The organism is Mucilaginibacter sp. (genome assembly GCF_035492695.1).
Classification (GTDB): domain Bacteria; phylum Bacteroidota; class Bacteroidia; order Sphingobacteriales; family Sphingobacteriaceae; genus Mucilaginibacter.
In genome coordinates this window covers 139,051-153,515 of the sequence record NZ_DATJJC010000032.1, presented here as the reverse complement: position 1 = coordinate 153,515, position 14,465 = coordinate 139,051, and the positions used below count along the sequence as shown (strand labels likewise).

Sequence of the window (14,465 nt, the reverse complement as noted above, 5' to 3'; positions counted from 1 at the left end):
CATCAACCTTTCTCCTTTAAGCTTTCAACCTTTCGCCTCACTTCACCATCCCATGCTTTCTCAATGATCTCATTACCGCATCATGGGGCAGGGCATAGGCTTTATTACCGTTGATGCCTTCCATCGTATCGGCGGCAACCATGGCGTTGATGATGGCTTCTTCAACAGATTGCACGGTTGCTTCATATAGCGGGTTGCACAGGTCGTTTGGGATCATTTCGATCTGCGTGGATTTGTTCCGGTTAAAAGCATCCGGGTTGGCGGTTGAAAACGCAAGAAATATATCTCCCGAACTATTTTCGCCGCGGCCACCAACCTTACCCACGCCAAGGGCGACTCTTTCGGCCAATCTTTTGAGCTGATGCGGCAGCAGCGGCGCATCCGTAGCTAAAATGACGATAATGCTGCCATCGCCCTCCTGCCGTTTGGATTGCGGGGCCGCCTTTATTTCGTAGTTTAAAGTGTCTTTCAATTCCTGTCCCACCGGGACACCGGCTATGGTCAGGTTCTTTTTCCTGCCGAAATTTGACTGTACCAAAACACCCAGCGTATAATTTTTACCATTGATAGTGACCACACGCGAGGCCGTACCAGTTCCGCCTTTAAATCCCAGGCACATCATACCCGTTCCGCCGCCGATATTGCCCTCCTTTATTGGTCCGGATGCGGCGTTATTCATCGCCTCCCAGGCATTGCTTTCCTTTACCTGGAAACCGTAGATGTCATTAAGCGCGCCATCATAGGTTTCGGCAACTACCGGATAGGTGTACCAGTATTGCTCGTTGCCATACCAGTTTTTATCCACAAACCATTTCAATACGGCATCGCGCACCACTCCGACGCTATTGGTGTTGGTTATCATCACCGGTGTTTCCAAAAAGCCCGACTCGGTGAGCCAGGTGGTGCCGGTCATTTCCCCGTTGCCGTTCAGCGTGTACCAATTCGCAAATACCGGGTGATGATTTACCTTGCCATTCGGGAATATCGCAGTAACGCCCGTTCGCACAGGCCCTTTGCCAAGGATGTTCTTACCCGAGCCGCTGATGATAGTGCTATAGCCCACCTCGACACCTGGTACGTCGGTAATGGCGTTCCATTTACCGGGAGTGCCTTCAAAAGGGATGCCTATGTCACGCGCCCGCGGTTTTTGGCCAAATAATAAATTGACCGATACTGACAGCACGATAAAAATAAAAATGGTTTTGCGGTTGTGAAACATAAGGATGCGGGTTGAATTATTTAAATATAGGCAATTTTTAAATAGATTATATTTGCGGCGATGCTTGTAACCGAACCAGTTTTAAGAAACTTTACCGAAAATATTTTCCTGGCAATGGGATGCAGCGAGGAACATGCAAGCCTGGCTGCCGATGTTTTGCTCAGATCTGATCTGCGGGGAATTGACTCGCACGGTGTGGCGCGGTTGACGGGTTACGTAAGGCTTTGGGAAAAGAAGCGTATCAATACCAACCCCAATGTCAGGATCGTTCATCAAACACCTACTACGGCTACCGTTGACGGTGATGCCGGGCTTGGCCTGGTAGTGGCGCCTTTCGCCATGAAGGTAGCCATTGAAAAGGCGGAGCTATATGGTTCGGGGTGGGTTTCCGTGCGCAATTCAAATCACTTTGGCATTGCCGGTTATCACGCCCTGATGGCTGTTGAAAAGGATATGATCGGCTTTGCCATGACCAACGCAAGCCCGCTTGTTTCACCTACCTATTCAAGCGAACGCTTATTGGGTACCAACCCTATGTGTTATGCTTTTCCTGCCGGCAAATATCCGCCGGTAATTGTTGATATGGCAACATCTGCTGCGGCGAATGGCAAACTGGAAATAGCGCAGCGTTTAGGAAAACAAGTGCCGGAGGGATGGATACAGGATAAACAGGGAAACAGTACAACCGATCCACATGCTTTAAAATCAGGAGGTTCATTGCTTCCGCTTGGCGGCGACCCGGAGCATGGCAGCCATAAAGGGTTTGGCTTAAGCGCTACGGTCGATATTCTTTCGGCGGTGCTGTCGGGGGCAAATTATGGTCCGTGGGTTCCGCCGTTCGTGGCGTTTTTGGAGCCTCCAAATCACCCGGTAGGAGCAGGAATAGGGCACTTTGTAGGTGCCATGCGTGTGGATGGCTTTAGGCCGGTTGATGAGTTCAAATCGCACCTCGATAACTGGATAGAGCGGTTCAAATCGTCAGCAACTATCGACCCCGATCAGAAAGTCATCATTCCCGGCGAACCTGAAGTAGCAGCCGAAGCAGATAGAAAAGCAAACGGCATCCCTTTGGTGGACGCCGTCGTTAACGATTTGAATGGGTTAGCGGAACGTTTCGGAATTAATCGCATTCAATAAATCCGAAATCCAACATTGGTTTAATTCACTCCCCTGAACAACCTGCTCCACCTGATCTTGTGCAGGAAATCCGCTTTATCGTCCCAACTCATCCAGACAAACAGGGCGCGGCCTACAATATGGTCCTCGGGCACAAATCCCCAATAGCGGCTATCGGCCGAATCGTGGCGGTTATCGCCCATCATCCAGTAATAATTCATTTTGAAGGTGTAGCTGTCGGTCTTTTGGCCGTTTATATAAATATCGCTCCCCTTTATTTCTAATTTGTTGTTCTCGTAAACCTCTATTGCCCGGGCATACAAAGGAAAGGTGACGCTGTCAAGCTTTACGGTCCAACCTTTTTTGGGAATAATAATAGGGCCATAGTTATCCTGGTTCCATTTATAGTCGTGCAATTTACCCGGCAGGGCACGGAAAGCGGGGTAATATGGGTTTGAGGGGAACACCTGGTTATTCGGGTCCGGATCATCGCCTTTATGCGCTATGTTCGGGTATATCAATTTAACATTGGAATAAGTCCTCAGCGTATTTGCGGCGCTTTGCGGCATGGTCATATAGCCATTGCCGTAATCGGAAATCCCCAGGTCGTCCTTCACCTGCGGGTTAAGGTCGACCCCGCTTGTGTTAACCGTATAGTCTATCTGCTGCCCCGGGGCGTCAGGTGCTGCTTTACCATTTACGTATACCTGCGCGTTCACCACGCTTAAAGTATCGCCCGGCGTTCCCTGGCAGCGTTTGATATAGTTTTCCTGTTTGTCAACCGGGCGGTATAAAGGCGAATCGGCATCCATAGGGTAGTTGAATACCACCACATCGCCCCTTTTTATGTCACTTAAGCCGGGCAGCCGATAATAAGGTAATTTAATACCATCCCAATAGGATTTTGTATTTATTATCGGCATGGTATTGTGTGCAAATGGGAAGGACACCGGGGTTTCAGGCAGGCGCGGACCATAGTTTACTTTACTTACAAAAAGGAAATCGCCCACCAGCAACGACCGCTCCATGGATGGCGTGGGTATAGTATAAGCCTCGATAAAAAATGTCCTGATCAGGGTAGCCGCCACAACTGCGAATATGATAGCCTCCGTCCACTCGCGGGTGGTGGATTTTTTTAATGATTTCTGGTATTTTTCTTTGAATTCGGGTGTTGTTGCGGGGCCGAGGTATTTCGTTTCCTTGTCATTTCCCCATTTTACCAGGTAGATAAAAGGAAGTAAGATACCTGCTGCGTGGTCGCGAAAGCGGAATTTGCCAAATGATTTCATGAAATCCACCATAATGCCCATCGCCACCAGGATACCCAAACCGGGGATGAGGTAAAGCACCAGCCACCAGCCGGGCCTGCCGCTAAGTTTGATCCGCATGTACATGCTGAAAACAGGTATAACGGCTTTCCATCCGGCTTCGCCTGCTTTTTCAAATAGTTTATAAAGCCCAATGTAGGGTAGTATGATAAATAGTGCGAGGAAAAGGATTAGTTCAATGATATTCACTTGCGTTTTTTTTAATTGATCTATATTTTATATTCCAAAATCGAACATCTCCTCAACCGAAAAGAAGCCCTTTTTGCTGTGGACCCATTCGGCAGCCAATACTGCCCCTAAAGCAAAGCCATTGCGATTGTGGGCGGTATGTTTAAATTCGATAGAATCAACTTCCGAATCGTAAATAACGGTGTGGGTGCCGGGTACGCTGTCGATACGGAACGATTCGATCAATAACTGGTCGTTTTTGATGTTTTCATCATTGGTCTCATCGCCTTCTGATGTTAATATATTCACCCATTCCTTTTTGGAATCGGTATTTTCGATGATACCTTCAGCTATGGTGATGGCGGTTCCGCTGGGCGAATCCAGTTTTTGCATATGGTGGATCTCTTCCACCTGCACATCATAATACGGATAATTATTCATCAGCTTTGCCAGTACCTTGTTAACATGGAAAAAGATATTGACACCCACGCTGAAATTTGATGCATAAAGCATGGTGTGGCCGCCATCCAGGCATTTCTTTTTCAGTTCGGGCAAGTGCTCGTACCAGCCGGTTGTTCCTACCACTATAGGCACCCCTGCATCAAAGCACTTTTGGATGTTGTCTAACACAGAGCCCGGCGTACTGAATTCGATCACCACATCGGCTTTTTTAAGATTTTCTACGGTGAGGTCCTGCTGGTTATAAAAATCTATTTTTAGAACGATCTCATGCTTGCGGTCGGTCGCGATCTTTTCAATGATCTTACCCATTTTGCCGTAGCCCAGTAGTGCAATATTCATCAACTATAGTATTCTGTTATAAACCGCCTAAGGTAGCTATAAATTTTGCTTTGTTTGTTTCAGGGAGATAACAATTTTATGCCTGCATACTACCGGAGGGTAAAGGTAACGGTTACCGCCGGGTAATAATTGCCCAGCCCGTTAAATGCGTATGAGGGTTGATTGATGAAACCCGGTTTTATTTTAAATGATAAGTCATTATCCATCGTAAACCGCTGGATGAACTTGGCATCTACGTAGGCGTCTATCATCTGTATGCCCCAGGCCCCCAGCGTAGCAAGGATACAAAGGTCGCGGTTGCGCCGGTAGCCGTCCTGGGCGTTTATAATATCGGCAGTAGAAACTTGTGCATATTCCGGCAAAAGACCATCCGTAAGCCCCTTTTCGCGAAGCTGCGCTTCTTTTAAGAAAATTTTGTAATAATGCTGGTTGTAAACAATGGCATCGCCCAAAAGCCCGATACCTGCATAAATAAAGGGTACTTTCCACCAGCGGTGATTATATAGCTGCCCCCAGCCAGGTATGATAGCCGAGCGAATGAGCGCTTTATGCGGGCTATGAGTTGAATCGGGATGATAAACCTTGCCTTTGGTTATGGGAGGGACATATTTCCGCGCATTGTTAATGGAATCGCGCTTTGCGTTCAGGCTGTCGGCCTTTGTTTTTGAAACAACGGTGTCGGGTTTTTGGGCCTTTGCTACAAAAACCAGTGCGCTCATGCACCAAACAAGGAACAGAAATTTGTACATTCTTACCAATCCAGCATTTCGAGGATTCGGCTAAGATCATCTTCCGACAAGAAAGGGATCTCGATCGAACCTTTACCCTGGCTGTTTACTTTAAGTTTAACTTGCGTACTAAATTTCGAAGCCAGGTCAGCCTGTATTTTCTGTACCTGGAACGATAACGGTTCGGGTTGTTTGCCTTCCTTTTTTACCGGCCTTTGCAATTCGCGCGCCAGTTCCTCCACCTTTCTAACAGACAACCCATCTTTTGTGATCAGTTTATGGATGTATAACTGTTTATCCGGGTCATTTATTGTGATGAGTGCGCGGGCGTGCCCCATACTTACCTGTCCGTCGCGGATAGAAGCCTGGATAGTAGGGGGTAATTTTAACAACCGAAGGTAGTTTGTCACGGTCGAACGGTTCTTGCTCACCCGTTCGCCAAGTTCATCCTGCTTCAGGTTGCATTCTTCTATCATCCGCTGAAAACTAAGCGCAACTTCAATGGCGTTCAGGTTTTCGCGTTGTATATTTTCTATCAGCGCCATCTCCAGCATTTGCTGGTCGTTGGCGGTGCGTACATAGGCAGGTATTGCTGTTAATCCTGCCAGTTTTGATGCCCGCAGGCGGCGTTCGCCCGATATCAACTGGTAACGATGCGCACTAACACGCCTTACGGTGATGGGTTGAATTAATCCTTGTAATTTGATGGAATCGGCCAATTCGGTCAACGCATCAGCATCAAAATCGGTACGTGGCTGAAATGGGTTAACTTCTATTTCAGTAATTTTTATTTCATTAACAGAGCCCATCGGGTTTACCTCGGGCGTTCCTGTTCCAAAGTCATTTTTGTTCGGTAGTACGCTTACAGAATCATTCAGCAGGGCACTTAATCCCTTTCCCAAAGCATTTCTCTTCTCTGCACTCATTTTATATAGTTTCTGTTGTCGCTACAGTTTCGCCTTTCAGCATGCCGTTCTTGCGCACTATTTCGCGCGCCAGGTTCAAATAGTTAATAGCTCCTTTGCAATTGGCATCGTGCATAATTACCGACATGCCAAAGCTTGGCGCTTCGCTCAAACGCGTGTTGCGCTGTATGATGGTGTCAAAAACCATATCCTCGAAATGGTTACGCACCTCTTCAACTACCTGGTTAGACAGGCGCAGCCTTACATCGTACATAGTAAGCAGGATGCCTTCAATTTCAAGTGTGGTATTTAAACGTGTTTGAACGATCTTGATGGTGTTCAGTAATTTGCCCAACCCTTCCAAAGCGAAGTACTCGCACTGTACCGGTATGATCACCGAATCGGCCGCGGTTAAGGCGTTGATGGTGATGAGGCCCAAAGACGGTGAACAGTCGATGATGATAAAATCATACTCGCTGCGCAAGCCGTCAAGCACCGCTTTCATTTTGTACTCGCGGTCGGTCAGGTTTATCATTTCTATCTCGGCGCCCACGAGGTCGATATGTGCCGGCAGCAGGTCGAGATTTGGTGTTTCAGTTTTTTGAATGGCCTCGTGCGGGTCGACATTGTTGATCACGCATTCATAAATGCTGTTCTTGATCGTGCGCGGATCATACCCTATGCCCGATGTTGAATTAGCCTGCGGATCGGCGTCGACCAATAGTGTCTTATACTCCAACACCGCCAAACTTGCGGCCAGGTTTATGGATGATGTAGTTTTCCCTACGCCGCCTTTCTGGTTGGCTAAAGCAATTATTTTACTCATTCTGTATACTCCAATTTTATTACGGGCCGGGCAAAAATGAAACTAAATTTCTGTTTTCGAAATAGTATTTTTACCGCCGGTAAAGATACGTAATTATACCATTCAGAAATCCACAGCTTACGTTAACTTACAAACAAAACAATGACTGTTTTATTGAATTAATGAATTATTGAATGTTTAGCTGCGGCCAAATCAATAACTTAATAATTCAGTCATTCAATAATTGACTACATGATCACCATCCTATCATCCACAAACCGCCCGGGCAGTTCGACACTCAAAGTGGCGCAATATTACCAGGAAAAACTCCGCGAAAAAGGTGTTGAAGCCGGGTTGCTGTCGCTTGCGCAATTACCGGCTAACCTCATTCAAACCGACCTTTACGGCAACCGGAGTAAAGAATTTGAACCGATACAGGAGATAATAACGCAGACTGACAAGTTTATTTTTATTATACCCGAATACAACGGCAGTTACCCGGGCGTGTTAAAAACCTTTATTGATGCATGCGCATTCCCGGAGAGTTTTTACGATAAAAAGGCCGCGCTGGTGGGGATATCGTCGGGTAAGTACGGTAACATCAGGGGGGTCGACCATTTTACGGGAGTGTGCCACTACATTCACCTGAATGTTATGCCGTTGAAGATCCATATCGCTTCGATCCATAAAGAACTGGATGCTGATGGCAAATTCTTTAAAGAGGACACACTGCGCTTTACAAATGAGCAGATTGAAAAATTTATTAAATTTTGATACGTTAAAAGTGAATGAAAAAGTTTTTAGGTTTCCTGGTTCTCACTTGCGTCGCCTGCATAAATACCGATGCCCAAATACTTGAAAAAACTGCGCAAAGAATAAATTCTTATAAAAATATCAGCTATACCGATGTTTTAGAAAACAAATGGTCTTTCCAGGAAAACACTGATACCAATATCAATAACGTATATATTTCGCACGGGATCAGTGGATCAAAAAAGGGCGGTTTTTATAAGGTTGTTGAAAAGGACCTGACCTATTCATTTGATGGGAGCAAACTGGTCGTCCTTGATAAAACGGATAGAACTTATAAGATTTTTGACGATGCTGAAAATGGGCAGTCTACCCGTACGCTGCTTTATTGGAGCCGCCAGATAAATGACTGTCTGAAGCGCAATCTGGACATTAACAAACTGCGTGATACTACAATAGCCGATAAAACCTATTATCATTTCCGGGTACGTGTTAAAGACTCGGTCGAAAAGAATGAGCGGACGTTTACGACGGATGATATTGTTATAGATAAACAAACCTTTTTGCCATTTAGTATCAGGGAAACCAGCCGCGGACTGGATGATGCGGGCACCCTAATAGGATTGATGGAAGAACATCATTTTAAAAACTTGATCCTTAACGATAAGCATTTCCCAGATCTGTCATCGGCTGTTATACCACCCGACTACCATTTGTGGGAGAAAAAACATATCGAACCATTAGCAAATGGAGTAAAGGCCCCCGGGTTGAGGCTCTATGATTTAAAAGGCGAATTGTTACCGGCCCAAACGTTAAAAGATAAAACGGTATTATTAAGTTTCGACTTTGTAGGTTGCCCTCATTGTATAGATGCGGAGCAGGTTTTGAAGAAATTACAGGAAAAATATCGTAATAGCAGCGTTATCATTGCTATGGTTTACCCGGTGGATAATGCGGCTTCAGTTTTGAAACATAATAAGATCAACGGCATTGAAATTCCAAGCTTCACAACTGACAAAACGGTGCGTAACATATATCCTTTTGAGGGGTATCCGGCATTTTATATCATAAATAAACAGGGTTATATCGCCGGGAGCTATGTCGGGTATTCAAATGACTTGCAGACCCAATTAGCCGCTATGATAGATAGCGGTACCAAATAACCTTTTTCGTTACTTCCCGTTTATCAGTTTCGCCATTCCAAAAGCGGCTGCGGCTGCCAGTGCGCCTATGATAAGCACTTTTAAAGCGCCGGAAAATGGCGGCTGCCCGGTAACTTTGCTTTTGAAATAGCCGAAAACGAATAAGCATACCATTGTAATGGCACAGGAGTAGTACAACGCCCGCTGCGAGTCGTCGACAAAAAAGTATGGTGACAAGGGAATAATACCGCCAACAATGTATGAAATCCCAATGGTAATGGCACTTTGCCGGGCGCGGTTTTCTTCGGGCTTTTCAAGACCAAGCTCATACTTCATCATAAAGTCGACCCATTTATCCTTGTCCTTTGCCATTTCATCTGCCACCTCGTTTTGCAGCTTTTCGGACAGTCCGAAATTGGCAAAAACTTCCTTAACCTCCATTTTTTCCTGCTCGGGCACGCGTTCAACTTCCTCGTATTCGCGCTGCAATTCCGATGCATAATGGTCAGATTCCGTTTTTCCCGCGAGGAAACCCCCAAGCCCCATAGCAATTGAACCGGCAACGATTTCGGCAATGCCGGCCGTAACCACAATACCCGAATGAGCGCTCGCGCCGCTCAAACCCGCGGCAAGTGCAAATGGAACGGTTAACCCGTCGGACATCCCGATCACAATGTCGCGAATAGTATCCGAGCTTTTTAAATGATGTTCATGGTGCATGATCTAAAAGTACAATATTGTTGATGTCTTTGGTTATCAAAGCGTTATTTATGATTAGTCTGAATTAGTGGAATGTTGTATAAAAACTTATATTTGTGTCACCTAAACTTTTTGTATATGAGATATCTTAAACTTTTATTTCCCGCACTCTTACTTTCATTAAGTTCATTAGCGCAAGGTTACTTGCCCGGGTATGTTGTTACCAACAATGGCGATACGTTAAAAGGGTTTGTGAAATACATAAGGACCGAAAACTCACCCCGTGTTATCCGGTTTAAGACCGATGCCAATGCGAAAGTTAATAAGTATTCGGCTGCCGATGTGAAGTATTTTAGTATTGATATTGGTTATCCGCTTGATTTTCAAAGATACAGCGGGCCAATTTCAATGGATGATATTAAGATCGATAACATCACCACTTTACGCGATACAAGCTTTAAGACAGACACAGTATTTTTTAAGATATTAAGAAAGGGCAAAAATATTACGCTTTATTCTTATGGAGATGCTTTAAAAACAAGGTTTTTTGTTGCCGACGGTCATACAGAGCCTACTGAACTTATTTTTAGAATATATTTTAAAGACAATGAATTTAAATTAAATCATTCAAGTAATACCGTCAACGAAGCCACCTATAAAAAACAATTAACAGTGCTGGCCGAAAAATATGGAAAAGCAGATGATGGCCTTATGACTGATATTGCCAATGCAAGCTATAACGAAGACAACATCGAACACATAGCTGATAAGATCAACGGATATACCGGGCCAGACCCGGCAAAGGGAAATCAGCTGGCCAGGCCGCCAAAGACAAAGCTGATCATCATGGTGGCTGCCTTTGCGGTTGCGGCATATCTGACTTTCTCAGTTATGCATCACTAACATCTTATAAAATATTTCAAAAATTAATGAAACTAACCTTAACCTTATTGCCTGTTTTAATTTTAATGAGCCTGGCAGCAAGCGCACAAAGCAATTACAAACCGGGGTACATAGTTAACGCTAAAGGCGATACAATTATGGGTGCGATAGATTATCGCGAATGGCTTTCAAATCCCAATACAATTACCTTTAAGACGAGCGGCGGAAGCCAAAGTAAAAAATTTACACCTGCTGAAATTGCTTTTTTTAATGTTGATGGATTGGACGCTTATCAAAGCTACACTGGTCCGATAAGCATAGACCCGCCGGTTACCGACCACAGGGACAGCGCTTTTATAAATAATACTGTTTTTTTAAAGGTGTTACAAAAGGGAAGCAGGTTGTCCCTGTTCTCTTATGTTGACAATATCAAAATGAGGCTTTTTTTAGAAGAAAATTCACAGCCAGGCATCAGGGAAATGGTGCACAAGGTATACTATAAAATGGAGAATAATGGAGGTCAGTTTGCCCGGCAGGTAGAGGTAAATGATAATGCTTATTTGAAGCAGCTTACCGCACTGGCCGTAAAATACAATGTTTATGATGATGCTTTGCAATCAGATATGGCCAGAACCGGATATTATGAAGAGGATGTCTTGAAAATAGTCAGCAAGATCAATGGCTTGTCGTATGCGGACTATAAAGCAAAATATACCAGCAAATTCAAACTTAACCTGTTTGCAGGAGTGGGGTTAAATGCAACTGCCACCAAACCGTTCGGTGCCTATAAAAAAGCAGGCGGCGTCAATTACAACTCGTACATGCCGTGTATCACTTTTGGGGCCGATGTTTTTGCAAATCCCAAAACGAAGAGATTGGCATTCCGGATGGAGTTTATTTTAAGCGCAGATCAATATAAATCATCCACTATTTACACAGGGTCGCCCTATGTACCGGTCAGGTATTCTTACACGCAACTTTGGGGCGCGGTAGTTCCGCAGGTTATATATAATTTCTATAGCACCGAAAACCTTAAAATTTATGGCGGCGCAGGACTTGCGCTTACGTGGTATAAGTATTCGAATGCCACTTACGACCTTAACTACGCAAGTACACAAGTTAAAAACGCTCCTATAAATGCCCCGAATTTTTTATACAAAGCTGCTACGCCTATTATGTTGAAAGCAGGTACCGTATTTAGCGGACACTGGGGAGTCTTTATAAATTATGTTACGCCGGCTAAAGTTAGCAGGGATGATTATCTCCTTGTAAAAACAAACCCGCTGCTGGCCGGGCTTAATTATTATTTTTAACCAAAGGAAAATTTGAACCTTATTATAACATTATGAGAAAAGTATACTTTTTATTCCTGACCGGCTTATTGATCCCTTTCCTTTCCAACGCACAAAGTAATTACAAACCGGGTTATTTGGTGACATCCAAAGGCGATACCGTTAAAGGATTTATTGATTATCGCGAATGGGATAGAACCCCCACCGTCGTCAATTTCAAGCAGGATGCTACTGATAACGACCCAAAGAAATATGCCCCTTCGGATATTGCCGGATTTGGTATCACCGGTATAGAATCGTACAGGACTTATGCCGGACGCATAAGCATGGACCCGACTTCCCCTGACAAGGTGAAAACTGAGGCTGAGCGCGATACCAGTTTCGCGGTAGCAACAGTTTTTATGAAAGAGCTGGAAAAAGGTCCGAAAGTGGCGTTATATTCTTATAAAGACGATATAAAGGAACGTTTTTTTGCAGGCGATACTCCAGGGGGTGAGCCTAAGGAACTAATATTCAGGGTAACAAGGACCACAACCGAAAATACTTTTCAAAAACAATTGAGCGCTTTGGCGTTAATCCACAATGAATTGAATGATAATTTAATAGTTTATATCGGGCGTTCTGAATACACTGAGTCGGATATTCTTAAGATAGTGAGCATGATAAACCATGTGAGCAAAACCGATTACAACAAGTCGCACTACAGCGGTCCATCAATTAATTTCTTTATTGGTGCCGGCGTCAATGTCAATACAACCAGTCCCAGTAATAGCAGCCAGGCATACCTGGCAGGTGCAAGGTCATATACATCCTATTTGCCCCAGGGGTCATTGGGGATAAATTTGTTCGCTAACCCGGCTACAAAGAAACTGCAATTCAGGGTTGAAGTCGGGATCGGTGAGGCTAAATATAAATCCTTATATACTGGCAAAGTATCGCCATATGCTCCTACCGAAATTTCCTACGATAACCTGGCTCTTTCGGGATCGGTACAGGTGCTTTATAATTTTTACAACACGGATAATTTTAAAGTTTTTGCTGGAGGGGGTTTAATTTTTTATAAATTAAGTTATTCTAACGTCTATTTCGGTTCCCAAAATCATGACGGGTCCCAGGCGCTTATCGCTGCTAACAATCCATTTGTTTTTGAGAAAGGCGATAACGCGTTTATGTTCAGGGCAGGCGTTCAGTTTACCAGGAACCTTGTAATTACCGGTAGTTATCAAACCCCGGTTAACAATACAAACGGCGGATATTTCGAGTTGTCTTCAACTGTTGCGCAAGTTGGCCTTAACTATCTATTCGAATTTAAAAGAAAGTAATATTTCAAGTTAACTAACACAATCTAAATTATGAAATCTATTGTTGGAGCGATAATAATAGCTCTGATCTGTCCCCTTACGTTATTGGCACAAAGTAATTACAAACCCGGCTATGTGGTTAATACGCAAGGCGACACCTTAAAAGGTTTTATCAATTACAAGGAATGGTCTAAAAACCCGGAACAGTTTTCTTTTAAAAGCAGCCTTGACGATGCCGAAGCAAAGGAATTTGACATCACCAATGCGAAGGCATTTGCCGTGGACAGCTTTGAATATTACGAGCGCCACATAGTTAAGATAAGCATGGATTCGCTTGACATGAATGCGGCAAACAATCATCCTACCGATACCTTGCCAAAGAATGTATTTTTGCGCATTATTTCAAAGGGTCAGCACCTGGCACTTTATCGTTACACAGATCGCCTTAAGCGGCGTTTTTATATCTCCGAGACCAATAACTCTCAAGAACCGGAAGAACTGGGCTTTCATGCCCGCTTTGATCGGCAGGAACTTACCGCCATGGTGTACATCAGGCGGTACCGGACACAATTGCTGTACCTTTCTCAGAAATATCGGCCGGGTAACAGCCTTTTACGAAACACTATTTCCAAAGCCGACTATAATGAGGACGAACTGAATAATATTGTGTCAAAGATAAATGGTGGTTCGGATGCAAGGTACGTTAACCAGGGAGCTTCCGGCATCAGATGGTTTGCAGGAATTTCTGCTAATCATTATAGCCTGAAATATAAGGGAGCGATACCCCTGGCTGATGCTCCTTTGACCGGCCGCTTTACCCCGCGCTTTAATACGGGAATGGACTTTTTCCCGTTCAAGGGGGTGCAGCGATTTTATATCAGGACAGAGTTGGGCGCAGACTATCACCAATATGATTACGATTATCGCGAACCTTATTCTACACCCACGGGCGCCACTTTTATATTACATGTCAAACAGTTTAATACTTCGTTTACACCTCAGTTGATCTACAACTTCTACAATACAAAGCAATTAAAGCTATTTGTTGATGCCGGCGCAGCCATAACATTTTCAGTTTACAACAACTACAAACTAATAACAAAGTATGATTCTGATGCATTTCAGCCTAATATTCAGGATAAATACCCGGATTTCGACAAGTTGTGGATCACATTTCCTATAAAAGCTGGTGTTGCTATCGGCGGACGCTTTGAATTGTACGCATCCTACGTCGCTTCGAGTGCTATCTCGGATGGCAAGTATACCCGCTTTTCAGGCGATATTACTTCTTATTCTGCAGGCGTAAATTTCTATTTCGGCGGAAAATAA

14 protein-coding genes are annotated in these 14,465 nt (G+C 44.4%); 7 read left to right on the top strand and 7 right to left on the bottom strand.

The window, feature by feature from the left end; genetic code table 11:
* Positions 1-37 precede the first annotated feature (37 nt).
* Positions 38-1,219, bottom strand: a complete 1,182-nt coding sequence (locus VL525_RS19665) for a P1 family peptidase (RefSeq protein ID WP_325388849.1) — start codon at positions 1,217-1,219, stop codon at positions 38-40.
* A gap of 60 nt (positions 1,220-1,279) precedes the next feature.
* Here VL525_RS19665 and VL525_RS19660 point away from each other — a divergent pair, with 60 nt between their 5' ends.
* Positions 1,280-2,356 carry an Ldh family oxidoreductase gene (locus tag VL525_RS19660; RefSeq protein WP_325388847.1) on the top strand — a complete coding sequence of 359 codons (1,077 nt, stop codon included), beginning with the start codon at positions 1,280-1,282 and terminating at the stop codon, positions 2,354-2,356.
* A 20-nt stretch (positions 2,357-2,376) separates the two neighbouring features.
* On the opposite strand, the gene lepB is transcribed toward VL525_RS19660, so the two are convergent.
* The 5 genes from lepB to VL525_RS19635 all read right to left on the bottom strand — a co-directional run bounded on the left by lepB (position 2,377) and on the right by VL525_RS19635 (position 7,091).
* The gene (lepB, locus tag VL525_RS19655) at positions 2,377-3,852 is read right to left on the bottom strand and encodes a signal peptidase I (RefSeq protein WP_325388845.1); all 1,476 of its coding nucleotides are present in this window, start codon (positions 3,850-3,852) and stop codon (positions 2,377-2,379) included.
* 27 nt (positions 3,853-3,879) lie between these two features.
* Entirely contained in the window at positions 3,880-4,632 is a 753-nt protein-coding gene (gene dapB / locus VL525_RS19650) for a 4-hydroxy-tetrahydrodipicolinate reductase (RefSeq protein ID WP_325388843.1), read from the bottom strand.
* 89 nt (positions 4,633-4,721) lie between these two features.
* Positions 4,722-5,381: a DUF5683 domain-containing protein gene (locus VL525_RS19645; RefSeq protein ID WP_325388841.1), complete on the bottom strand. Its 660-nt coding sequence runs from the start codon at positions 5,379-5,381 to the stop codon at positions 4,722-4,724.
* A 2-nt stretch (positions 5,382-5,383) separates the two neighbouring features.
* Complete coding sequence (locus tag VL525_RS19640) at positions 5,384-6,286, bottom strand: ParB/RepB/Spo0J family partition protein (protein ID WP_325388839.1); 903 nt, start codon at positions 6,284-6,286, stop codon at positions 5,384-5,386.
* A gap of 1 nt (position 6,287) precedes the next feature.
* Entirely contained in the window at positions 6,288-7,091 is an 804-nt protein-coding gene (locus VL525_RS19635; protein WP_147031479.1) for a ParA family protein, read from the bottom strand.
* Between the two features lie 231 nt (positions 7,092-7,322).
* Here VL525_RS19635 and VL525_RS19630 point away from each other — a divergent pair, with 231 nt between their 5' ends.
* Both VL525_RS19630 and VL525_RS19625 read left to right on the top strand, forming a co-directional pair.
* Positions 7,323-7,844 (top strand): NAD(P)H-dependent oxidoreductase, encoded by a 522-nt coding sequence (locus tag VL525_RS19630; RefSeq protein WP_325388836.1) that lies wholly within the window; start codon positions 7,323-7,325, stop codon positions 7,842-7,844.
* Positions 7,845-7,858: 14 nt separating this feature from the next.
* Positions 7,859-8,983 carry a TlpA disulfide reductase family protein gene (locus tag VL525_RS19625; RefSeq protein ID WP_325388834.1) on the top strand — a complete coding sequence of 375 codons (1,125 nt, stop codon included), beginning with the start codon at positions 7,859-7,861 and terminating at the stop codon, positions 8,981-8,983.
* A 9-nt stretch (positions 8,984-8,992) separates the two neighbouring features.
* Here VL525_RS19625 and VL525_RS19620 read toward each other — a convergent pair whose 3' ends face one another.
* Positions 8,993-9,682 (bottom strand): VIT1/CCC1 transporter family protein, encoded by a 690-nt coding sequence (locus VL525_RS19620; RefSeq protein WP_325388832.1) that lies wholly within the window; start codon positions 9,680-9,682, stop codon positions 8,993-8,995.
* 117 nt (positions 9,683-9,799) lie between these two features.
* On the opposite strand from VL525_RS19620, the gene VL525_RS19615 reads away from it, so the two are divergent.
* The 4 genes from VL525_RS19615 to VL525_RS19600 are packed head-to-tail and all read left to right on the top strand — an operon-like array spanning position 9,800 to position 14,465.
* Positions 9,800-10,564: a hypothetical protein gene (locus tag VL525_RS19615; RefSeq protein ID WP_325388830.1), complete on the top strand. Its 765-nt coding sequence runs from the start codon at positions 9,800-9,802 to the stop codon at positions 10,562-10,564.
* A gap of 26 nt (positions 10,565-10,590) precedes the next feature.
* Positions 10,591-11,856 (top strand): hypothetical protein, encoded by a 1,266-nt coding sequence (locus tag VL525_RS19610; RefSeq protein WP_325388828.1) that lies wholly within the window; start codon positions 10,591-10,593, stop codon positions 11,854-11,856.
* Between the two features lie 32 nt (positions 11,857-11,888).
* A complete protein-coding gene (locus VL525_RS19605; protein ID WP_325388826.1) occupies positions 11,889-13,157 on the top strand; it encodes a hypothetical protein in 1,269 nt (422 codons plus the stop codon).
* A gap of 30 nt (positions 13,158-13,187) precedes the next feature.
* The gene (locus VL525_RS19600; protein ID WP_325388824.1) at positions 13,188-14,465 is read left to right on the top strand and encodes a hypothetical protein; all 1,278 of its coding nucleotides are present in this window, start codon (positions 13,188-13,190) and stop codon (positions 14,463-14,465) included.

Bases quoted from the DNA above. Each gene is read 5' to 3' on its own strand.
- VL525_RS19665 (WP_325388849.1), bottom strand. From the start codon at position 1,219: ATGTTTCACAACCGCAAAACCATTTTTATTTTTATCGTGCTGTCAGTA.
- VL525_RS19660 (WP_325388847.1), top strand. From the start codon at position 1,280: ATGCTTGTAACCGAACCAGTTTTAAGAAACTTTACCGAAAATATTTTC.
- dapB (WP_325388843.1), bottom strand. From the start codon at position 4,632: ATGAATATTGCACTACTGGGCTACGGCAAAATGGGTAAGATCATTGAA.
- VL525_RS19645 (WP_325388841.1), bottom strand. From the start codon at position 5,381: ATGTACAAATTTCTGTTCCTTGTTTGGTGCATGAGCGCACTGGTTTTT.
- VL525_RS19640 (WP_325388839.1), bottom strand. From the start codon at position 6,286: ATGAGTGCAGAGAAGAGAAATGCTTTGGGAAAGGGATTAAGTGCCCTG.
- VL525_RS19635 (WP_147031479.1), bottom strand. From the start codon at position 7,091: ATGAGTAAAATAATTGCTTTAGCCAACCAGAAAGGCGGCGTAGGGAAA.
- VL525_RS19630 (WP_325388836.1), top strand. From the start codon at position 7,323: ATGATCACCATCCTATCATCCACAAACCGCCCGGGCAGTTCGACACTC.
- VL525_RS19625 (WP_325388834.1), top strand. From the start codon at position 7,859: ATGAAAAAGTTTTTAGGTTTCCTGGTTCTCACTTGCGTCGCCTGCATA.
- VL525_RS19620 (WP_325388832.1), bottom strand. From the start codon at position 9,682: ATGCACCATGAACATCATTTAAAAAGCTCGGATACTATTCGCGACATT.
- VL525_RS19615 (WP_325388830.1), top strand. From the start codon at position 9,800: ATGAGATATCTTAAACTTTTATTTCCCGCACTCTTACTTTCATTAAGT.
- VL525_RS19610 (WP_325388828.1), top strand. From the start codon at position 10,591: ATGAAACTAACCTTAACCTTATTGCCTGTTTTAATTTTAATGAGCCTG.
- VL525_RS19605 (WP_325388826.1), top strand. From the start codon at position 11,889: ATGAGAAAAGTATACTTTTTATTCCTGACCGGCTTATTGATCCCTTTC.
- VL525_RS19600 (WP_325388824.1), top strand. From the start codon at position 13,188: ATGAAATCTATTGTTGGAGCGATAATAATAGCTCTGATCTGTCCCCTT.